Source organism: Vagococcus sp. JNUCC 83 (assembly GCF_053667615.1).
Window position 1 is genome coordinate 685,301 of record NZ_CM132204.1, and the last position, 20,870, is coordinate 706,170.

The window sequence follows — 20,870 nt, forward strand, 5'->3', positions numbered from 1 at the left end:
AGAATTTATTTATGACGTTTATAACCTATTCGATTATTGGTTGGTTATGGGAAAGTGTGTATTGTTCAATTAAGGCAAGACATTATGTTTACCGAGGATTTCTATTAGGTCCATATTGTCCGGTATATGGTTTTGGAGTAACAGCGGTGTTGCTTTTAGTGCCTGATAAATCTGGAACATTATTGAACTTATACTTTAATTCGGTGGTTATCGTGACAATTATTGAGTATATAACGAGTTGGCTGTTAGAAAAATTATTTAATATGTCATTATGGGATTATAAAAATGTTCCATTTAATATTGAAGGACGTGTGGCTGTGCCAGTGTCCATGTTTTGGGGAATCGGTTGTTTATTTTTAATTAAAGTGATTAATCCAGTTGTCCAAGATGGGATACAGGACTTCATAAGAGCAACTAATAGTATTGGGCCGATTCTTTTGTTTATCTTATTTATCACAGATGTTATAACCACTCTTGGATTTACTGCGACAACAAAAAAAGAAGTGTCAGCATCTATTGATACTAGTGATAAAGAAAACGCAGGAATTAAAGAATACCGATTGAAACATTTATTTGAAAACAAAGAGTCTGATCATAATCGACTAAAACTACTACATCATTTAAAAAACAAGCCATTAAACTTAAGACATCATAACTTAAATCGTTTGCTAAAGAATTATCCAAACTTAAAATTAAAAAAATAAGTGAAATGGTACCATCTAAATATAGTATATGTACTGTGTTATAATGACTGTATGACAAAAAAAGAGGTAAGATATGAATAATAATGATCGATTAGTACGTTTAAGATATGCTTTAGATATTAAGGATGATGATATGGTTGAGCTATTTCGTCTTGGTGGTGTCACAGTGAGTAAGAAAGAGTATTTAACTATGTTGAATAAAATAGATGATGACCTGTATGAAACTATGTTAGAAGATGAGCCGTTTGAACGTTTTCTAAATGGCTTAATTATTTCACAACGTGGTAAAAAAGAAAATGAAACAGTTATTTATGAGCTTCATCCAGAGAATGCTAATAATATCTTTTTGAAAAAAATAAAGATTGCTTTTTCTTTGACAACTGATGACATGCTTGACTATTTTGCAAGAGCTGAATCAAAGATTTCTAAAAGTGAATTGGGTGCCTTTTTAAGAAAAGAAGGACATAGAAATTATAAAGCATGTGGCGACAATTACACGCGTCACTTTTTAAAAGGATTGATGACTGATTTTAGATAAAACGTGATATAGGAGGTGGTTTGTTGCGTTTTGTTATCGATGGAGATGGCTCTCCAGTGAAAAATGAAGTGATAAAATTAGGTGAAAAATTTTCTATACCTGTTGTTATTGTGACAAGTATTGACCATTATACCAATAAAGAATACCCCAGTTTTATTGAGTTTATATATGTCGATAAAGGCAGTGACAGTGCTGATTATAGGATTGTTAAAGAGGTTAAGGATGGAGATATTATAATTACACAAGATTATGGCTTAGCTTCATTATTGCTTACCAAAAACGTGCGTGTCTTTCATCATAGTGGACAAGAATACACGTCACGAACCATAGATACGTTGCTTAATCAACGTTTTATAGGGTCTCAAATGAGGAAAGCAGGAAAAAAAACTAAAGGAACAAAAGCTTTTACACAAAAAGACAAAGACGTTTTTGTAGAGAAAATAATGGCAATCATTGATAAAAAAATTGAGTAAATCATTATTTTTATTGACAGGCCATTAGAAAAGAGATATATTAATTCTAACAAAATGATTAAAACACGATGAGAAAGAAAGTAAGGTTATGGTATTTTCTAACAGAAAGTCTCGGTAGCTGAAAAGAGATGTTAATAACATAATTTGAAAATGGCTTTTAAGTGGATTTTCTGAAATAGTTTAGGAAAATACGGTATGTTCCGTTAACAAACAGCAGTTTCCAATAGTATATTGGGTACTGTTCGAGATAGTTTTTGTGAGAAAACTATAAAAAAAGGTGGTACCACGTGATATTCATGTCCTTAAATATCTTTAGAGATATTTAAGGGCTTTTTTTATTATAAAAGGAGGAAAAAGTATGAGTAAAATACCATTTCGTTATGACCAAGTAGGAAGTTTGTTGAGACCAGAGGCTTTAAAACGTGCTCGTGAATTGTTTAAAAAAGGTGAGATAAAAAGGGAAGAGTTAACTGAAGTTGAAGACCGAGAAATTATCAAGATTATTCAAAAGCAAAAGGATATTGGGTTAAAAGCCGTGACTGATGGAGAGTTCAGAAGAAGATGGTGGCATCTAGATTTTATTGCTGGTTTAAATGGGATAACTGTATATGATTTTGAAACAACGGCATTCGGTATCAAAACAGAAGCTCAAGGAACGTATGTCTCTAGTAGATTATCCTTTAATTCTTCCCATTCATTCATTGATCATTTTAAATTTACAAAAAAACATGCTGGGGACGCCATAGCCAAACAAACAATTCCAGGACCAAATATGATTTACCTAGATTCATTTATTTTATCAAAACAATACAATGAACATCCTGTTTATGACAATCCATCTGACTTTATTAATGATTTGATTTTGACGTACCAACAAGCGATGCAAGCATTCTACGATGCGGGATGTCGCTATCTCCAATTAGATGATACTAGTTGGGGAGCGTTGTTTGATGATAGGTTTAGAGAACTAATTAAAAGCAATGGATACAATCCAGATGATTTGATACAAGAATTTGGAGATATTACAGAAAAAATATTGGCAGAAAAACCAGAAGATTTAGATGTGACGTTTCATTTTTGCAAAGGAAACTTTCAATCCAAATGGTTGTATAATGGCTCTTATGAATTAATTGCAAAACGGTTATTTGGTATTCAAGAATTTGCAGGATTCTTTCTTGAATTTGATGATGAACGCTCAGGAGGGTTCGAACCATTAAGATTTATAGGAAACCAGAAAGTTGTTTTAGGTTTAATCACAACGAAAACCCCAGAATTAGAAGATAAAGATAAAATTAAACAACGAATCATCGAGGCTAGTAAAATTGTTCCCATTGATCAATTATGCCTAAGTCCTCAATGTGGTTTTTCATCAACTCATGAGGGTAACAAGGTCACAGAAAAAGACCAATGGGATAAATTATCCCTTGTGGTAGACATTGCAAAAGAAGTTTTTTAGAAAGGAAGATGTAATATGACAACAATCGAACTAATTAATCAGTTAAAACAAAAGGAATGGATTGATCTTACTCATACATTATCAAATAACATTCCATATTTTCCAGCTTTTTCTCCACTAAAAGAAAAGACGTTATTCACTATTGAATCTGATGGTTTTTTTGCCAAAGAATACACTTTAGCAACTCAGTATGGTACTCATATTGATGCACCCGGTCATTTTTCTAAAGGAGATGGACTTTTAGATAGTCTCATATTAAAAGATGCGATATTACCTCTTTATGTGATTCATAAGGAAAAAGAAGTAGAGGAAAATGCTGATTATGAGTTAACAGTTGATGATATTTTATCTTTTGAAGAAACATACGGAAAAATTTCACCAGGTAGTTTTGTTGCATTTGCAAGTGGTTGGTCCAAAAAATGGACGAATCATAAAGCCTATTACAATAAAGAGGAAAATGGTGTTGCCCATACGCCAGGTTGGTCTATTGAGGCTTTAACGTTTCTTAACGAGGAAAGACATGTTCGAGCGATAGGGCATGAGACACTTGATACGGATAGCGGCAAAGCTTTTGCTAAAAATAACGGACTTTTAGGTGAATTGTATTGGTTATCAACCGGTAATTTTCAGCTAGAAGCATTAAACAAATTGTATGAGGTTCCAAGTACAGGTGGGGCAATAGTTATAGGAATTCCAAAGATTGAAGAATCCCCAGGCTTTACCGTTCGAGCATTCGCTATTGTGTAAAGAGAGCGTTAAGTTTAATGAGTAAAAAAGACAAAGTGTTGAATAACTCAACGCTTCGTCTTTTTTATTTTTTATATGTTTTGAAAACCACCTGCTATGCGGGTGGTTCTAAAGAGCTTTCAGCGTGGTATTAAAAAAGCCTCCTAAAATGATAAGATAAATTTGGTTTCCCGACCACAAAATATCAATCATATAGGAGGCTCCTTATGAAAAAGGACAATCAAAGTTTATCACACACAACATGGAAATGTAAGTATCATATAGTTTTTGCACCTAAATACAGACGACAAATTATTTATGGAAAATACAAACAAAGTATCGGAGAAATACTAAGGTTATTATGTGAGCGAAAAGGTGTTGAAATAATTGAAGCTAGCACATGTAAAGATCATGTTCATATGTTAGTAAGTATTCCACCAAAATTAAGTGTTTCAGGATTCATAGGTTACTTAAAAGGAAAAAGCAGTCTTATGATCTTTGACAGACATGCTAATTTGAAATATAGATATGGTAACAGAAAATTTTGGTGTCGGGGTTACTATGTTGATACAGTAGGACGAAATAAGAAACAAATTGAGGAATACATAAGAAATCAAATTCGAGAAGATTATGTAGCAGATCAACTAACATTATTTGAAGAATATGATCCGTTTACAGGAGAGAAAAATAAAAAGAAATAATAGATCCTTTTAGGATCAGCGAGTGAATGTGGTGCATGAGGGAAACCGTTTCAGTGAGCCTTTCAGGCTCAAGCCGGTAATAGAGGCTTTCAGCCGAAGAACAAACCTCCAGTTCTCACTGGAGGTTTTGATTAGAGGGCTTATTATCCTCGGTTTTATCGTTTTAAGAATATACTTTTGTACTCTGTAAAAAGAACTGAGAATTAATATAATGATAAATTGTTTTAGAGAAATCAAAAGCTTCACCAGATGATAAGTAAAATAATTCGTCAATTAGGAGTCCTGGATCACCTACATTTAAATCTAGTAATTCGCTTTTATCTTTGTCTAATTTTATGACATGAATATACTTATCAGAAAAACTAATATTTAGTTTTAATGCAGTTTTACAATAATCAAAGATGGAATGTTCTGCTATTTCAACATTTAGGTAAGGAATAATTGCTTTTTTGTAATAAGACTCTTCTAAGCAGAGTATCTGAGAATTAATATAACGTATTCTTTTAACATAGTAGACTACTTCTTTATCATTTAAGCTTAAATGTTCACTTACTTCTAGAGGGGGTACTATTTCTTTTAATGTTAATACTTTAGATGTAATCTCAAATTGATCAAGGTCAGCAGTAAATCCTTGGTTTTCACTAAAGTTAATATACCCATTTCTTTTTTTTCTTCTAACAAATACACCGCTTCCTTGTATTTGATAGATAATTCCCCGTTTTTCTAATAAATCCAAGGCTTTTACAATAGTGCTTTTACTAACAGCATACGTTGACATTAACTCTTTAAAATTTGGTAGTCTACTACCATGTATTAAATTGCTATCAACAATTGATTCTTCGATTAATAATGCAATGTTTTCATATTTTAACATAATATTTCCCTCATTAATGGTATGGTTTTATAGTTTTGACATGGTTGTATTCATTATTTTATCATAAAAAAATAAAAAAGATAGCTATTGACAAATTGTGCATTCACAATTATTATTTATATATAAACTTTAGAGAGGAAGGTAACGATGAGTAAAGTAAGAGACTATTCAAAATTGGCACAAGATATTGTCGATATACTTGGCAAAGACAATATTCTAAACGCTACAAGATGTGCAACAAGATTAAGATTGGTATTAAAAAATATTCCAACTGACGCAAAAGAAAAAATTTCGACATTACCAGGAGTTATATCAGTAGTCATTAATAATGGACAATTTCAGATTGTTATTGGTCCACATGTAGGAGAAGTCTATGATTCATTTACTGAGCTAGTAAATGTAGATACAAGTGAAGAAGAACCTAAAGGAAGTATTTTAAATCGTATTATTGCAACCATGTCAGCAGTATTTGCACCATTTGTTTATATTTTAGCTGCTGCGGGAATTCTACAAGGGGCACTTATATTAATTAATCTTGCATATCCTTCATTTGCTTTGACAGATACTTATCGTGTTTTTAGTTTCATTTCTTGGGCACCGTTTACATTTTTACCAATTTTTATAGCAATTACAGCATCCAAACATTTTAAAGTAAATACGTATATTGCTGTTGCTATATCTATGGCGTTAGTGTCTCCAGATTGGGCAACGATGGCTGGGGAAATTGCTTCAGGTAAACATTTAAATTTATTAGGAATTCCTTTAAGTGAAACAGTTTATACATCATCAGTTTTACCTCCACTCATAATGGTCTGGTTACTATCTTATTTAGAAAAATTTGTTGAAAAAAAATTACCAGGAGTAGTTAAGCCGCTGTTAACTCCTTTGATTTGTATGGTTATAATGGTTCCCGTTACTATACTCATTTTTGGACCAGTATCAGCTTTTGTAGCAAATGCGATTGCTAATGGGTATAACAGCTTAGTACAGGTCGCACCACCACTAGCAGGAGCATTGATAGGTGGATTTTGGCAGGTTATTGTTATCTTTGGTGTCCATTGGGGAATTACTCCTGTTGTTATGGCAAATTTTGATATGTATGGAAGAGATTCATTTCAAGCATTTCAAACGATTGCAGTTGTGGCACAAGTTGGAGCTGTTTTAGGAGTATTCTTAAAAACTAGAAATAAAGAGTTAAAAGGTGTATCATTGTCAGCCTTTATTACAGGTTTATTCGGTATTACAGAACCTGCAATTTATGGTGTAACGCTCCGATTTAAAAAACCTTTTATTTTTGGTTGTATTTCTGGTGCAATAGGAGCTATCGTTGCCAGCTTTTTCCAACCATATTATTTTGCTTATGCTGGACTTCCAAGTTTATTAACAATAGTAAATGGTATTAATAGTGAATTTCCAACTTCATTTATAGGAATTGTAATTGGTTGTTTAATAGCATTAATAGGATCAGCTACATTAGTGATGGTATTTGGATTTGGGGAAACAGCTGAATCTGATAAAGAATTGTCAGAAGATATTGAAGGAAAAGTTAAAAAAACACCAGTAATAAATTATGATATGCCTTCTCCATTACAGGGTGAAGTTATTGCATTAACTGATGTTCCTGACGAAGTTTTTGCAAGTGGATCAATGGGGTCTGGCGTTGCTATTAACCCAACAGATAATAAAGTATACTCACCTTTTGATGGGATTGTAACAACAGTGATTGATTCTAAACATGCTATTGGACTAACTAGTGATACAGGGATAGAGCTATTGATTCATGTTGGACTAGATACAGTTAAATTGGGGGGTAAACCATTTAATTGTCATGTTGTTCAAGGCCAGTCTGTTAAGAAAGGTGATTTGTTGTTAGATTTTAACGCAGAACAAATAAAAGAAGCTGGTTATTCAATCATTACTCCTGTAATTATTACTAATTCTTTTGAATTTAAAACGATAAAAACGGAAGGGAATAACGTAGTCGACTTGAATGATAGTCTTTTAAAATTTAATTAGAGGTGAAAAAAATGGATAAAAATTTTTTATGGGGTGGCGCTTTAGCTGCTCATCAATTTGAAGGTGGATGGAATCAAGATGGCAAAGGACCAAGCGTGATTGACGTCATGACAGCCGGTGCACATGGTGTACCTAGAGAAATTACGGAAACCATCGAAGAAGGTAAGTTTTACCCTAACCATGAAGCAATAGATTTTTACAACCGTTACAAAGAAGATGTGGCTTTATTTGCAGAAATGGGTCTTAAATGTTTAAGAACATCTATTGCTTGGTCACGAATTTATCCAAAAGGTGATGAAGAAAAACCAAATGAAGCAGGACTTAAATTTTATGACGATTTATTTGATGAATTACTATCACATGGGATTGAACCAGTGATTACATTATCTCACTTTGAGATGCCATTACACCTTGCAAAAGAATATGGTGGATTTAGAAATCGTCAAGTCATTGATTTTTTTGAGACGTTTGCGATTACTTGTTTTGAACGTTATAAAGACAAAGTTAAATTTTGGATGACGTTTAATGAAATTAATAATCAAATGGATACGAATAACCCCATTTTTTTATGGACTAATTCTGGAGTGACAGTTGGTGAAGATGAAAATCCAAAAGAAGTGATGTACCAGGTTGCTCATAATGAACTGGTTGCCAGTGCCAAAGCTGTGATTGCTGGTAAGAAAATTAACCCTGAATTTGAAATAGGTTGTATGGTATCTCATGTGCCAATCTATCCATATTCATGTAATCCAGCTGATATTATGGCAGCTGAAGAAGCGATGCATCAACGTTTCTTTTTCGCCGATGTTCATGTTAGAGGACATTATCCAAGGTATGCCATAAAAGAATTTGAACGTGAAGGTTATGATTTAGATATTACAGAAGAAGATTTAGCTATTTTAGCTAAGGGAACTGTAGATTATATTGGATTTAGTTACTACATGTCAACAGTCGTGAAAGCCGATGTTAACAATGATAATTTAGGCAATGTGGTGAATGGTGGATTATCAAATAGTGTAGAAAATCCATATATTGAAACAAGCGATTGGGGATGGGCAATTGATCCTGAAGGGCTACGTTACACGCTAAACCGTCTATATGATCGTTATGAAATTCCATTATTTATAGTAGAAAATGGTTTTGGAGCGATTGATGAATTGACAGAAGAGAACGAAATTCATGATCAAAATCGAATTGATTATTTGGTAAAACATATCGAAGCAATTAAAACAGCGATTGAGTATGACGGTGTTGAGGTTATGGGATACACTCCTTGGGGAATTATTGATTTGGTATCATTTACCACTGGAGAAATGAAAAAACGTTATGGCATGATTTATGTTGACCGTGACAACGAAGGTAACGGAACAATGAATCGCTATAAAAAAGATTCATTTGATTGGTACAAAAAAGTCATTGAATCAAATGGTGACATTCTTTAATTACGAAAAAAACTATTAGTCAGGATTGGCTAGTAGTTTTTTTGAATGGTTTATAATTACTCTATTTTTTAATTTGTGTTATCCTTTTTATATAAGGTGTAACATGTTTGTGACAAACTTATTAGGGGGATAAAAGATGAGTAATAATGATGACAATAGAAAAATAGAGACAGATTCAAAAATAATTAAATATATTAGTTGGATTGCCACAGTCACTGCGATTTTAATGTATGTGTCATATATTCCACAAATTAGTAATAATCTGGCTGGTCATAAGGGAAGTCCTATCCAGCCATTAGTAGCAGCAATAAATTGTACGTTATGGGTTACATATGGTTTTTTCAAAACGCCAAGAGATTGGCCACTGGTATTAGCTAACTTTCCTGGGATAATTTTTGGAATCATCACATTTTTAACCGCGTTGTAGTAAAAAACTTAGATTAAACCAAAAAATTCTAAAATTGACGTAAATTTGCCCTGAACTGGTTATAATATGAAATGGATTACCTATTTTGATAGATAAAACTGTTTCAGGGGGTTGGAACAATGGATATTTTAGAAATTACAAGCATTATAGGAACGATCGCTTTTTCGTTTTCTGGCGCGCTTGTTGCTATAGAAGAAAAATATGACGTATTGGGAATAGCTGTTTTAGGCTTTGTGACAGCATTTGGTGGTGGTGCACTACGCAATTTGATACTAGGGTTGTCGATGGATATTTTTTGGGGACAAACAACCTTATTTTATGTATCATTTGCGACAATAGGTGTTGTTTATCTATTTCCTAAAAAACTGTCTACGATGAAGATGGTGGAACTAATATCTGATGCAATTGGATTAGCAGCATTTAGTATTCAAGGTTCCTTGTATGGATTAGGTATTAATGGACATGTCGGTCCTGTCATAATGGCAGCGTTATTAACAGGTACTGGTGGGGGATTGATTCGAGATATCCTAGCTGGTAAAAAGCCCAGTGTCTTATGTGCTGAAATATATGGTGGCTGGTCTATTTTAATTGCTATAGTTATCTATGTTTATCAGCCAACGCAATCACTTGTCTATTTGTTTATCATTGTATTAACCGTATTGCTTAGAGTAGTTGGTTTAACTTATAATTGGAATTTACCAAAATCTAAGTTTAATAAGCACGATGATGATAATAGTCATCCAACGCTAAAAATTGACTTATAAAGGTATGCGTGATATATTTTACCAGGAATAAAGACTAAGTAATTTACGTAGAATCATAAAGTGTTATCTAGAAAACAATTGATTGATTTTCAATTGTTTTCTTTTTTTATGATGTGTCAATCAAAAAGGAGAATCGACAGTGAGTATTTTAGAAATTGATGATTTAAAGTATGAATTACCAGATAAAATGTTGTATGAAAATGGATCACTTCGTCTAAATAAGGGAGAGCATCTTGGGTTAACAGGAAAAAATGGTGCTGGAAAATCGACCTTACTTAAGATGATTCAAGGAGACATTATGCCAGACGAGGGACGAATTGTATGGCAAAATAATATTACGATTTCGTATTTAGAGCAACAACTGACTTATCAAGAAGGTGACACCATGTTTGATTATTTAAAACAAGCATTTAGCCACTTGTATAAAATAAGTGACGAGATTCAAGAAATGTATGAAGAATATGCGACAACTTATGATGATGAATTACTTGAAACAATTGGGAAAAAACAAGAAAAATTAGAAGCAAGTGATTTTTATTCGATTGAAACACAGATTGAACAGGTAGCAAACGGTCTGGGGTTAACGGCTATTGGATTAGATAAAGAAGTTGCAAAATTAAGTGGTGGTCAACGCTCTAAAGTAAGTTTGGCTAAGTTACTTCTTGAAAAAGCAGATGTTTTTTTATTAGATGAGCCAACTAACTATTTGGATGTTTCTCATATTGATTGGTTATCAGATTATTTGAATCAATTAGATAGTACCTATATAGTTATATCACATGATAGAGATTTTTTAAATAAAGTTACGACATGTATATGTGACATTGATTACCATACATTGACAAAATATAACGGTAATCTTGAATCAGCGATGAAGCAAAAACAAGCAAAAGCTGAACAACATCAACGTGATTATGAAAAACAACAAAAAGAAATTGATAAATTAGAAGCTTATGTTAGAAAATATAAAGCAGGAAGCCGTTCAAATATGGCAAAAAGCCGTGAGAAGCAATTAAATAAAATAGATAGATTAGCGGCACCACCAAGTGGAAAACCTGGTAAATTTGACTTTCCATATGAGATGAGTCACAGTCATTTAGTACTTGAAACAAATGATTTATCAGTAGGGTATGAATTTCCTTTATTAGAAGACATTAACTTTAGACTTCATAAAGGTGAAAAAATTGCGATAAAAGGATTCAACGGAATCGGAAAATCAACCTTATTAAAAACGTTAATAGGTGAAATTGATAAATTGTCGGGGACTATTGAAATAAGTAACGATGTAAAAATTAATTACTTTTCACAAGACTTAAACTGGGAACACCCGAATCAATCAGCTATTGACTGGTTGCAAGTCGTTCATCCTAAATTATCTAATAAAGAAGTCCGTCGAGTCCTTTCAAAAAGTGGTATTAATGATGATAATATGAGTAAGCCACTATCGCAATTAAGTGGTGGGGAACAGTGTAAAGTAAAATTATGTCACTTAACGCTAATTAAAAGTAATTTACTCGTACTAGATGAACCAACAAACCATTTAGATCAACAAAGTAAAGATTCGTTGAAACATACACTTAATCAATTTGAAGGAACAGTCCTACTGGTTTCTCATGAAATGGATTTCTTAGAAGATTTGGTGGATCAAGTCTATGATGTCGCTTTAGGAAAAATGATATAGATAAACAAAGATCTCGATTTTTCGAGGTCTTTTTTTGGGCTGAAAACGCGATGTTTGTGAAATAATCACCCATTTAAAATAATTAAATAAATTAGTTTTGCATGAGAATACAATGAGTGAGCAAAAAAACAGCTCGTCAAACCTTGTATTAGCAAAGTTTATGGAACCTATAAATTTAATCAATAGTAAGATAAAAAACAACAAATTGTATGCGTTTACATTGGTTGATACAGTATGAGTGTAGTCACAAAGAAATAAATGAGGTGAATAAAAAATGGTAACAGTATCAATCGCAGGAGGTTCCCAACCAGAAATTTTAACGTTGGTAAAAGAAGCAAAAAATCGTTATAAAGAAGAATTGCATTTTGTTGTTTTTGATACAGCAGAAGATATAGGTAATTCTGATATATGGGAATATGTTTACTGTAAAGATGAGGCTGAAATTGTTCAAAAGGCAGTGCAATATGTGGCAGACGAACATGCTCAAATTCTCCTCAAAGGTATTATTCAAACGCATACATTATTAAAAGAATTATTAAAAAAAGAATATGGATTAAAAACACAATCTGTTTTATCTCATGTTGCAATGGTAACAGTTCCTTCAAAAAATCAAACATTTCTACTAACAGATTGTGCAATGAATATTGCACCTGATACACCAACAATGGTTGAAATAGTAGAAAATGTAAAATCTGTCGCACATAAAATTGGACTAGCTCACCCTAAAATTGCTTTATTGAGTGCAGCAGAAAATTACAATCCTAAAATGCCTTCGTCAGTGTTAGCAACAGAGGTAACTGAAGCATTCAAAGAGGAAAAAGAGGCAACTATATTTGGCCCAATTTCGTTTGATTTAGCTATATCAAAAGATGCGGTAGAACATAAACGATTTGACGGCCCAATCGCTGGAGATGCAGATGTATTAGTTGTTCCACAAATTGACACAGGAAATTGTTTGTATAAGTCGTTGACATTGTTTGCTGATGCAACAGTTGGCGGGACAATCGTCGGAACAAAAGTACCGGTTGTTTTGACATCAAGAAGTGATGCAACACAAAGTAAACTTGATTCTTTAGAGTTTGCTATGAAACAAATTTAAAAGGGGATTTTTTAATGGATAATATATTAGTCATAAATCCTGGATCGACTTCGACAAAATTAGCGATTTTTTCAAATCATCAATTAAAAGCAGAAGAAACGATTAGGCATTCAGTAGAAGATATTTCGCAGTTTGAGAATGTCATTAGTCAGACAGACTTTCGAACGAATCTGATTTCAGAATTTATTAAAAAACATCAAGTGGAACATCATTTAGTTGCTGTTGTAGGTCGTGGTGGTTTGTTAAAACCAATCCCAGGTGGCACATATATGGTAAATGATGCTTTACTAGACGATTTGATTTCAGAAAAATACAATACGCATGCCTCAAACTTAGGCGCAATTTTAGCGAATGAATTTTCAAAGAAATATGATATTCCAGCATATATAGTTGACCCGGTTGTAGTTGATGAAATGGAACCAATCGCAAAAGTGTCGGGTCTAAAAGGTATTACTAGACGAAGTGTGACACATGCACTTAATCAAAAAGCTGTTGCACGTGTGACAGCAGAAGAATTAGGTAAAGAATATGAAACCTCTTCAATGATTGTTGCTCACTTAGGTGGGGGAATCAGTGTCGGAGCTCATAAAAATGGAAAAATGATTGATGCGGTAAATGGACTTGATGGCGAAGGCCCATTTTCTCCAGAAAGAAGTGGTGAATTACCACTAGTTGATTTCGCCAATCTGATTATTAAAGAAAATCTAACGTTAGCTGATGTGAAAAAAATCATAGCAGGTAATAGTGGCTTGAAATCTTACTTAGGTGAAACAGATTTAAGAGTGGTCGAAAAACGCATCGAAAATGGCGACACAGAGGCTGCTTTTTATGAAGAAGCGATGTCTTATCAAGTCGCAAAAAGTATTGCTGAAATGTCTGCAGTTTTAAAAGGTCAAGTAGATAGTATCGTATTAACTGGAGGAGCTGTTTATTCTAAGGTAATTAGGGAACAAATTACCTCTCGTGTTGACTGGATAGCGCCAGTTAGAGCGTTTCCTGGAGAGATGGAAATGCAAGCTCTTTATGAGGGTGCTTGGCGAGTACTAAACGGTAAAGAAACAGCAAAAGACTATGCTTTAGTGTAACAAATAAAAGGAGTGGATAAAATGGCAGAACAGACAGATTTACTTATTTTAGGTGGCGGAACTGGTGGTTATGTAGCTGCAATTAGAGCGGCTCAAAAGGGGCTTGATGTCACGATTGTTGAAAAAAGTAAGTTAGGTGGAACATGTCTGCATAAAGGGTGTATTCCAACAAAGGCTTTATTAAGAAGTGCAGAAGTATTTGACACCATCAAAGATGCTAGTGAGTTTGGTATCGAAAATATAAACGGTTTTTCTGTTGACTTTAAGAAAGTACAAGAAAGAAAGCAAGGAATTATTAATCAACTACACCAAGGTGTCGAAGGATTAATGAAAAAAAATAAAATCCGAGTTCTGGAAGGTGAAGGAGCTATATTAGGTCCATCTATTTTCTCACCAGTATCTGGAGCAGTTGCTGTGACATTTAATGATAAATCAAAAGAAGAAGAAATTATTGTTCCTAAAAATGTCATTATTGCGACAGGATCTTCACCAAAAACATTGCCAAACCTTCCATTAGATGAAGAGTTTATCTTATCGTCAGACGGCATGTTAGACATTCAAGAATTACCTAAATCAATTGCGATTGTTGGTGGTGGCGTAATTGGTGTTGAATGGGCGTCTCTATTAAATAGTTTAGGCGTTGAAGTAACCATTATTGAATTCTTAGATCGCTTGTTAATTAATGAAAGCCCAGCTATTTCAAATGAATTGAAGAAAAGCCTAGAAAAACGCGGGATTAAGGTACTTCTAAGTAGCAAAGTATCTAAAGCAGACATCAAAGGCAAAGAAGTTGTGGTTGATATAGAAGGCCAAGATAGTCTAACAGTTGATAAAGTTATGGTTGCTATCGGACGCAAGCCAAATGTAAACGGTATTGGCTTACAAAACACATCAGTTAAGTTTGATGATAAAGGCATTCAAGTAAATGAGTTCTACCAAACAACTGAAGATCATATTTACGCAGTAGGAGATTGTATTGATACACTTCAATTAGCACACGTTGCGATGAAAGAAGGAGAAATTGCCGTTAGTCACCTACTAGAAGAAGACGTTGACACAATCAACTATACAAACGTTCCACGTTGTGTTTATACAAATCCAGAAATCGCAAGTGTTGGGTACTCAAAAGATAATGTCCCAGAAGGTGTGAAAGCACAAGTTGGAACATTTAGTTTTGCTGGAAACGGAAAAGCACTTGTTTATGGCGGCGAAGGTGGATTTGTTGAAGTTATAAGAGATGAAGAAACAGATGATTTATTAGGTGTATCCATTATCGGTCCACATGCGACAGATTTAATTTCTGAAGCAAGTACGTCTATTTATTTAGATGCAACACCAATTGAATTAGGGGAGGCGATTCATCCACATCCAACATTGTCAGAAGCAATTCAAGAAGCAGCACTCGATACATATAAAAAAGCAATTCATAAATAAAGGAAAGGTTGATGAAAAATGAAAACGTTAAAAAAATCAGGTTTAAGTAAAGAAGAAATTATACAAGCTTATTACGAGGTTAAAAGAGGTCGTCGTTTAGATGAACGTTTATGGCAATTAACTCGTATTGGTAAAACGTCATTTAACATTTCAGGACAAGGAGCAGAAGTTGCTCAAGTTGCTATGGCTATGGCTTTTGAACATGATAAAGATATTTTCTTACCATACTACCGTGATATGACTGCTTGTTTAGTATGGGGGATGACTTCTAAAGACATTATCTTAGGTTCATTTGGTAAAGATGCAGATCCTTCTTCACATGGTCGTCAAATGCCTAACCACTATGGTTCAAAAGAACATAATATTGTGTCATTTGCTTCTACTGTAAGTACACAAATGCCTTTAGCAACTGGTGTAGCATATGCAGCACAATTAGAAGGAAAAGACTATATTGCATTAACAACAACAGGTGAAGGATCTGCCAACCAAGGTGAAGTACAAGAGGCCATGAACTTTGCTGGAGTAAAAAAATTGCCAGTTATCTTTGTTGTTGAAAACAATAGCTATGCAATCAGTGTGCCAATTGAAGAACAATATGCAAATGAGAACATGTCAGATCGTGCACATGGCTATGGCTTTGAAGGAATCACTGTTGATGGAAATGACTTTACAGAAGTGTATCTAACATTTAAAAAAGCTGTAAAAGATGCTCGTAGTGGAAAAGGACCAAAATTAATTGAATTAAAAGTATATCGTCTAACATCTCACTCAGCTGATGATGATCAAACAATTTACCGTTCTAAAGAAGATATTGAAAAAATGAAAGATAGTGATCCTATAGATGTGTTTGAAAAACAATTAATCGATGAAGGTTACCTGACACAAGACGAAATGGACAAAATGGATGAAGAAATTCGCGCTGAAATCGACAAAGCAACTGACGAAGCAGAAGCAATGCCAGATCCAGCTCCAGAATCATTATTAGACGAAGTATACGCGAAATAATTTTAGGAAAAAGAGAGGAATGAATGACAATGGCTGAAATGACATATTTAGAGGCAATTAATTTAGGAATATCTGAAGAAATGGCTCGTGACGAAAAAGTAGTAATTTTTGGTGAAGACGTAGGTGGCGATAAAGGTGGCGTGTTTGGTGTAACAAAAGGATTAGCTGCCAAATATGGTGACAATCGTTGTTTCAATACACCATTAACAGAAGGACTTATTGGTGGTTTAGCAGTCGGTTTAGGTGTTATGGGATACCGTGCAATTGGCGAATTCCAATTTGCTGACTACATTTTACCAGCGACAAACCAAATTCTATCTGAAGCTAGAACAATGCGTTACCGTACAAAAGGTGATTGGACGGCGCCAATTGTTTACCGTACGCCTTATGGTGGTGGTGTTCGTGGTGGATTGTATCATTCTCAATCAACTGAAAAAATCTTTGCTGGTCAACCAGGATTACGCGTGGTTACACCATCAAATCCATATGATGCTAAAGGAATGATTAAAGCAGCAATTCGTTCAGACGATCCAGTAATTTTCTACGAACATAAGCGTCTATATCGTTTGTTAAAAGCGGATGTTCCAACGGATGATTATGTTGTGCCAATCGATAAAGCTAATGTTGTACGTGAAGGTAGCGATATTACCGTTATTAGTTATGGCATGATGTTACAATACGCAATGTCTGCTGCTGAAAAATTAGCTAAAGAGGGCATTGATGCAGAAGTTGTAGATGTTCGTTCATTGTATCCATTAGACAGAGAAACACTCGTTAATGCTGCTAAAAAAACTGGAAAAGTGTTATTAGTGACTGAAGACAACAAAGAAGGAAGCATCATGAGTGAAATCGCAGCAATGATTTCTGAAGACGCATTATTTGACTTAGATGCACCAATTAAACGTTTAGCTGGTCCTGATGCACCAGGTATGGGATATGCTTTAACATTAGAGCGTGAATTCTTAGTAAATGAAGACCAAGTAATCGAAGCAATGAGAGAATTGGCAGAGTATTAAAAATTTAGGGGGAAGTTAGTTATGGCTATTAAAGAAATTAAAATGCCCAATTTAGGGGAAAGTGTGACAGAAGCAAGTGTGGTTTCATGGATTGTAAAACCAGGTGACACAGTAAAACGATACGACCCATTAATGGAAGTTGTATCAGATAAAGTAACAACTGAGATTCCTTCAGATTTTGCCGGGGTAGTGAAAGAGACATTAGTTGAATTAGATGTTGATGTCCCAATTGGAACATCGCTTATGACACTTGAAGTTGAAGGAGAAGATGAGTCAACACAAGAAGTGGAAGAAGTAAAAGAGGAAGTAGCAGAAGAGGTTGTTGAGGCAAATCCGGCTTCAAAAGCAAAAAAACCAGTTAATAAAGCTGCAGGTCGTTTTTCTCCAGCAGTGGTTCGTTTAGCACAAGAAAAAGGCATTGATTTAAATGATGTCGAAGGCACTGGAAAAGAAGGACGTATTACGCGTAAAGATATCATGAACTTTGATCCTTCTAAAGTGGTTAAATCAGACCCAGTAGTCGAAGGAACAGTGATTAAAGTCGAAGAAACTGTTGCTCCATCAGAAAAATCGGCACCAGCCCCTGCAACAACGTCAAACGCTTCTCAAGAAGTAGTGGCAGCTGATGGTGTGAGAAAAGCAATTGCTAAAAAAATGGTGCAAAGTGTGAATGAAATTCCTCATGCTTGGATTATGGTCGAAGCAGATGTGACAAATATTGTTAATTTACGTAACAAAACGAAAAATGAATTTAAGAAAAACGAAGGTATGTCTCTAAGCTTCTTCCCATTCTTTGCTAAAGCTGTTGTTCAAGCAATGAAAAAAAATCCCAAAATCAATACATCATGGGATAACGGAAACATTGTTTACCATAAAGACATTAACTTATCAATTGCGGTGACAACTGACGAGCATTTATATGTTCCGGTCATTCACAATGCTGATAATTTATCTCTAGCTGGTATTGCTAAAGAAATTAATCGTCTAGCAACTGATGTGAGAGAAGGAAAATTACAAGGTAAAGATATGCAGGGTGGCACATTCACCTTAAACAACACAGGTACTTTAGGATCTGTTCAATCAATGGGAATTATCAACCACCCTCAAGCAGCGATATTACAAGTTGAGTCAATCAACAAACGCATTGTACCAACTAAAGATGGTGGATTCAAAACAGCGGATATGGTTAACCTATGTCTGTCAATCGACCACAGAATTTTAGATGGACAACAAGCAGGTCAATTCTTAAGAGATGTGAAAGAAAACCTAGCTAACTTCTCATCTGAATCTGATATCTACTAAAAAAACTATCATTATCTATTAAACTGTCATGTAAAGAATTAGATTTCTCAATTTACTTTGGGAAATCTCCTTCTTTCTTTAAGTAAGTGCAATCATTCTCAAACTAATTTAAAAATAATATTAATAGGAGTTTTTGATATGACAAAAACAGAAGAAACAACATTAACCCCACGCCTATTTCTTAATAAGGTTTTAGCAGGTACAGCTCAAGGGACGATTATTGCCTTGATTCCAAACGCGGTACTAGGAGCAATTTTAAAATATTTCTCACAATATGACATTATACAAATGATTATCCATGCAGGACTTATTTTCCAATTAGCGACACCACTGATTATTGGTGCGTTAATTGCTCATCAATTTGGTCTTAGTCCGGCAAAAATGATGATAGCAGGTGGTGCAGCATTTGCTGGATCAGGTGTGATTAAATTTAATACTGAAGTGAGTTCGTATGTTGGAGCTGGAACAGGTGACATCATTAATATTATGATTACAGCTTCTGTCGCTGTTTTAATGATGCTATATATTGGAAGTAAATTTGGTTCTGTTGAAATTATTGCGATGCCTATTGTTGTAGGGATTGGTGCAGGTTTAATTGGTATGTTAACTTATCCATTCGTGACACAAATCACTGTAGCAATTGGAAAATTAATTAATAACTTTACTGATTTCCAACCAATCGTGATGAGTATTTTAATCGCATGTTCTTTTGCGGCACTGATTATTTCACCAATCACAACAGTGGGAATTGGTTTAGCCATTGGATTAAACGGCGTATCAGCCGGTGCAGCCGCTATGGGAATAGCAGCTACAACGATTGTTTTAGTGATTAATTCATGGAAGATAAATGAGTCTGGGGTAACATTAGCCATTGCTTTAGGTGGAATGAAAATGATGATGCCTAACTTGTTTAAATACCCAATTATACTTGTGCCAGTATTGTTTACAGCGGTAATTTCAGCAATTCCAGTTGCTTTATTAAATGTGTCTGGTACGCCACAATCAGCAGGGTTTGGATTAGTTGGACTTGTGGGGCCTCTTGCTTCACTTGATTCAGGATTAAATATTATCCTTTTAATTATTTGTTGGTTTGTGGTTCCAATTGCTGCAGGTTTATTGTCTAAATTTATCTTTGAAAAAGTATTGAAACTTTATGATAGTAAAGTAGTTTTTTCTTACCAAGGTTAATTTGTCTTGATTGCTTCGATAAAATCTTCAATGTCTGGTGTGATGTTGAAGTCTTTTCGTAAAGCAATGCCAATTGGAAAGTGTGCATACTTGTCTTTTAGAGGAATCCATTTGACATCATCACTCTTACCAACCACTTCATACTCAATTGGTAGTAAACAAATTGAATCATTTTTAGAAACACTATGAATTAAGACTTGTAGATCGTCGTTTTGCAATACGATGTTGGGCTCATAACCAAACGCACGACTTCGTTCGAGTAATAGTCGTCCAATCATATATTTTGTTGATAAAGATGAAAAACGTTGACCTTTTAAATCCTTAAAGGTCAGCACATCTTTTTCAGACAAAGGATTACTTTCAGGAACTACGACATACACATTATAGCCTTTTGTTGTGGTTTCTAATGGTTCAATTGTAATGTGCTCCGGATGATTGTTTGGAAAAGAAATTAAACCAATATCAATGTCTTTATTCTTTAATTTTGTTTGAAGTTCTGGAGAGCCATCTTGAATGATATTTAGATCAATATATGGATGCGTTTGCAAAAATGTTGAGATTTCTTTCATAAACTGTACAGAAAAAAGGGTTGTTAATCCGATTTTTATCCGTTTTTTTTCAGTACGTTCATTCATTTGATGAATATCTTCAACTAGTTGATCAAATTGCTCCACAATATGTGTGCCTTTTTCATAGAGATAAGCACCCGCAGTGGTTAGTTGGAAAGGTTCATCAGAGTGAACAAACAGAGATGTGTTTAACTCGCTTTCTAGTTTTTTTATTGAAAGAGAAAGAGTTGGTTGAGTGACAAATAAATTTCGTGCAGCACTAGACAAGTTTCGTGTTTGAGTAATCTCAATAAAATACTTTAATTGTTGAATATTCATATCATGGACCTCTTTTCAAAATAATGTTCATATTTTAAAATATACGTTTATT

Annotated in this window: 20 protein-coding genes and 1 other annotated feature; of the genes, 18 read left to right on the forward strand and 2 right to left on the reverse strand. The window is 34.1% G+C overall.

Annotation, left to right across the window (positions count from 1 at the left end):
- The first annotated feature begins 11 nt into the window (after positions 1 to 11).
- From JNUCC83_RS03215 to tnpA, 6 genes are all read left to right on the forward strand, one after another.
- A complete protein-coding gene (locus JNUCC83_RS03215) occupies positions 12 to 704 on the forward strand; it encodes a putative ABC transporter permease (RefSeq protein ID WP_454461318.1) in 693 nt (230 codons plus the stop codon).
- 73 nt (positions 705 to 777) lie between these two features.
- Entirely contained in the window at positions 778 to 1,242 is a 465-nt protein-coding gene (locus tag JNUCC83_RS03220; protein WP_454460796.1) for a YehS family protein, read from the forward strand.
- A 23-nt stretch (positions 1,243 to 1,265) separates the two neighbouring features.
- Entirely contained in the window at positions 1,266 to 1,715 is a 450-nt protein-coding gene (locus JNUCC83_RS03225; protein ID WP_454460797.1) for a YaiI/YqxD family protein, read from the forward strand.
- 59 nt (positions 1,716 to 1,774) lie between these two features.
- Positions 1,775 to 2,022, forward strand: a binding site (T-box leader).
- Positions 2,023 to 2,073: 51 nt separating this feature from the next.
- Positions 2,074 to 3,171 carry a 5-methyltetrahydropteroyltriglutamate--homocysteine S-methyltransferase gene (locus JNUCC83_RS03230; RefSeq protein WP_454460798.1) on the forward strand — a complete coding sequence of 366 codons (1,098 nt, stop codon included), beginning with the start codon at positions 2,074 to 2,076 and terminating at the stop codon, positions 3,169 to 3,171.
- A 15-nt stretch (positions 3,172 to 3,186) separates the two neighbouring features.
- Positions 3,187 to 3,918, forward strand: coding sequence for a cyclase family protein (locus JNUCC83_RS03235; protein ID WP_454460799.1), 732 nt, complete (start codon positions 3,187 to 3,189; stop codon positions 3,916 to 3,918).
- A gap of 206 nt (positions 3,919 to 4,124) precedes the next feature.
- On the forward strand, positions 4,125 to 4,598 hold the full coding sequence (tnpA, locus tag JNUCC83_RS03240) for an IS200/IS605 family transposase (RefSeq protein ID WP_454459837.1): 474 nt from the start codon (positions 4,125 to 4,127) through the stop codon (positions 4,596 to 4,598).
- A 163-nt stretch (positions 4,599 to 4,761) separates the two neighbouring features.
- Here the strand turns inward: tnpA and JNUCC83_RS03245 are convergent, their stop codons facing one another.
- Positions 4,762 to 5,472 (reverse strand): GntR family transcriptional regulator, encoded by a 711-nt coding sequence (locus tag JNUCC83_RS03245; RefSeq protein ID WP_454460800.1) that lies wholly within the window; start codon positions 5,470 to 5,472, stop codon positions 4,762 to 4,764.
- Between the two features lie 147 nt (positions 5,473 to 5,619).
- On the opposite strand from JNUCC83_RS03245, the gene JNUCC83_RS03250 reads away from it, so the two are divergent.
- The 12 genes from JNUCC83_RS03250 (at position 5,620) to JNUCC83_RS03305 (ending at position 19,931) form a co-directional block, all read left to right on the forward strand.
- Complete coding sequence (locus JNUCC83_RS03250; RefSeq protein WP_454460801.1) at positions 5,620 to 7,488, forward strand: beta-glucoside-specific PTS transporter subunit IIABC; 1,869 nt, start codon at positions 5,620 to 5,622, stop codon at positions 7,486 to 7,488.
- Between the two features lie 11 nt (positions 7,489 to 7,499).
- The gene (locus tag JNUCC83_RS03255) at positions 7,500 to 8,930 is read left to right on the forward strand and encodes a 6-phospho-beta-glucosidase (protein WP_454460802.1); all 1,431 of its coding nucleotides are present in this window, start codon (positions 7,500 to 7,502) and stop codon (positions 8,928 to 8,930) included.
- A 136-nt stretch (positions 8,931 to 9,066) separates the two neighbouring features.
- A complete protein-coding gene (locus tag JNUCC83_RS03260) occupies positions 9,067 to 9,357 on the forward strand; it encodes a SemiSWEET family transporter (RefSeq protein ID WP_454460803.1) in 291 nt (96 codons plus the stop codon).
- A gap of 119 nt (positions 9,358 to 9,476) precedes the next feature.
- Positions 9,477 to 10,121 (forward strand): trimeric intracellular cation channel family protein, encoded by a 645-nt coding sequence (locus tag JNUCC83_RS03265; protein ID WP_454460804.1) that lies wholly within the window; start codon positions 9,477 to 9,479, stop codon positions 10,119 to 10,121.
- Between the two features lie 139 nt (positions 10,122 to 10,260).
- Positions 10,261 to 11,802: a ribosomal protection-like ABC-F family protein gene (gene abc-f, locus JNUCC83_RS03270; protein WP_454460805.1), complete on the forward strand. Its 1,542-nt coding sequence runs from the start codon at positions 10,261 to 10,263 to the stop codon at positions 11,800 to 11,802.
- A 274-nt stretch (positions 11,803 to 12,076) separates the two neighbouring features.
- The gene (locus tag JNUCC83_RS03275; protein ID WP_454460806.1) at positions 12,077 to 12,901 is read left to right on the forward strand and encodes a phosphate acyltransferase; all 825 of its coding nucleotides are present in this window, start codon (positions 12,077 to 12,079) and stop codon (positions 12,899 to 12,901) included.
- Between the two features lie 14 nt (positions 12,902 to 12,915).
- Positions 12,916 to 13,986 carry a butyrate kinase gene (gene buk / locus JNUCC83_RS03280; protein ID WP_454460807.1) on the forward strand — a complete coding sequence of 357 codons (1,071 nt, stop codon included), beginning with the start codon at positions 12,916 to 12,918 and terminating at the stop codon, positions 13,984 to 13,986.
- Between the two features lie 21 nt (positions 13,987 to 14,007).
- On the forward strand, positions 14,008 to 15,420 hold the full coding sequence (gene lpdA / locus JNUCC83_RS03285) for a dihydrolipoyl dehydrogenase (RefSeq protein WP_454460808.1): 1,413 nt from the start codon (positions 14,008 to 14,010) through the stop codon (positions 15,418 to 15,420).
- 18 nt (positions 15,421 to 15,438) lie between these two features.
- Positions 15,439 to 16,425 carry a thiamine pyrophosphate-dependent dehydrogenase E1 component subunit alpha gene (locus JNUCC83_RS03290; RefSeq protein WP_454460809.1) on the forward strand — a complete coding sequence of 329 codons (987 nt, stop codon included), beginning with the start codon at positions 15,439 to 15,441 and terminating at the stop codon, positions 16,423 to 16,425.
- Positions 16,426 to 16,454: 29 nt separating this feature from the next.
- Complete coding sequence (locus JNUCC83_RS03295) at positions 16,455 to 17,441, forward strand: alpha-ketoacid dehydrogenase subunit beta (RefSeq protein ID WP_454461319.1); 987 nt, start codon at positions 16,455 to 16,457, stop codon at positions 17,439 to 17,441.
- Between the two features lie 21 nt (positions 17,442 to 17,462).
- Positions 17,463 to 18,743 carry a dihydrolipoamide acetyltransferase family protein gene (locus JNUCC83_RS03300; protein ID WP_454460810.1) on the forward strand — a complete coding sequence of 427 codons (1,281 nt, stop codon included), beginning with the start codon at positions 17,463 to 17,465 and terminating at the stop codon, positions 18,741 to 18,743.
- A gap of 138 nt (positions 18,744 to 18,881) precedes the next feature.
- On the forward strand, positions 18,882 to 19,931 hold the full coding sequence (locus JNUCC83_RS03305; protein ID WP_454460811.1) for a PTS sugar transporter subunit IIC: 1,050 nt from the start codon (positions 18,882 to 18,884) through the stop codon (positions 19,929 to 19,931).
- On the opposite strand, the gene JNUCC83_RS03310 is transcribed toward JNUCC83_RS03305, so the two are convergent.
- A complete protein-coding gene (locus JNUCC83_RS03310; RefSeq protein WP_454460812.1) occupies positions 19,928 to 20,818 on the reverse strand; it encodes a LysR family transcriptional regulator in 891 nt (296 codons plus the stop codon). The two genes, JNUCC83_RS03305 and JNUCC83_RS03310, sit on opposite strands and share 4 nt — an antisense overlap.
- Between the last annotated feature and the right edge of the window lie 52 nt (positions 20,819 to 20,870).

What these genes read in the sequence shown, in the direction of transcription:
- JNUCC83_RS03215 (WP_454461318.1), top strand. Translation starts at nt 12, where the DNA reads ATGACGTTTATAACCTATTCGATTATTGGTTGGTTATGGGAAAGTGTG.
- JNUCC83_RS03220 (WP_454460796.1), top strand. Translation starts at nt 778, where the DNA reads ATGAATAATAATGATCGATTAGTACGTTTAAGATATGCTTTAGATATT.
- JNUCC83_RS03230 (WP_454460798.1), top strand. Translation starts at nt 2,074, where the DNA reads ATGAGTAAAATACCATTTCGTTATGACCAAGTAGGAAGTTTGTTGAGA.
- JNUCC83_RS03235 (WP_454460799.1), top strand. Translation starts at nt 3,187, where the DNA reads ATGACAACAATCGAACTAATTAATCAGTTAAAACAAAAGGAATGGATT.
- tnpA (WP_454459837.1), top strand. Translation starts at nt 4,125, where the DNA reads ATGAAAAAGGACAATCAAAGTTTATCACACACAACATGGAAATGTAAG.
- JNUCC83_RS03245 (WP_454460800.1), bottom strand. Translation starts at nt 5,472, where the DNA reads ATGTTAAAATATGAAAACATTGCATTATTAATCGAAGAATCAATTGTT.
- JNUCC83_RS03250 (WP_454460801.1), top strand. Translation starts at nt 5,620, where the DNA reads ATGAGTAAAGTAAGAGACTATTCAAAATTGGCACAAGATATTGTCGAT.
- JNUCC83_RS03255 (WP_454460802.1), top strand. Translation starts at nt 7,500, where the DNA reads ATGGATAAAAATTTTTTATGGGGTGGCGCTTTAGCTGCTCATCAATTT.
- JNUCC83_RS03260 (WP_454460803.1), top strand. Translation starts at nt 9,067, where the DNA reads ATGAGTAATAATGATGACAATAGAAAAATAGAGACAGATTCAAAAATA.
- JNUCC83_RS03265 (WP_454460804.1), top strand. Translation starts at nt 9,477, where the DNA reads ATGGATATTTTAGAAATTACAAGCATTATAGGAACGATCGCTTTTTCG.
- JNUCC83_RS03275 (WP_454460806.1), top strand. Translation starts at nt 12,077, where the DNA reads ATGGTAACAGTATCAATCGCAGGAGGTTCCCAACCAGAAATTTTAACG.
- buk (WP_454460807.1), top strand. Translation starts at nt 12,916, where the DNA reads ATGGATAATATATTAGTCATAAATCCTGGATCGACTTCGACAAAATTA.
- lpdA (WP_454460808.1), top strand. Translation starts at nt 14,008, where the DNA reads ATGGCAGAACAGACAGATTTACTTATTTTAGGTGGCGGAACTGGTGGT.
- JNUCC83_RS03290 (WP_454460809.1), top strand. Translation starts at nt 15,439, where the DNA reads ATGAAAACGTTAAAAAAATCAGGTTTAAGTAAAGAAGAAATTATACAA.
- JNUCC83_RS03295 (WP_454461319.1), top strand. Translation starts at nt 16,455, where the DNA reads ATGGCTGAAATGACATATTTAGAGGCAATTAATTTAGGAATATCTGAA.
- JNUCC83_RS03300 (WP_454460810.1), top strand. Translation starts at nt 17,463, where the DNA reads ATGGCTATTAAAGAAATTAAAATGCCCAATTTAGGGGAAAGTGTGACA.
- JNUCC83_RS03305 (WP_454460811.1), top strand. Translation starts at nt 18,882, where the DNA reads ATGACAAAAACAGAAGAAACAACATTAACCCCACGCCTATTTCTTAAT.
- JNUCC83_RS03310 (WP_454460812.1), bottom strand. Translation starts at nt 20,818, where the DNA reads ATGAATATTCAACAATTAAAGTATTTTATTGAGATTACTCAAACACGA.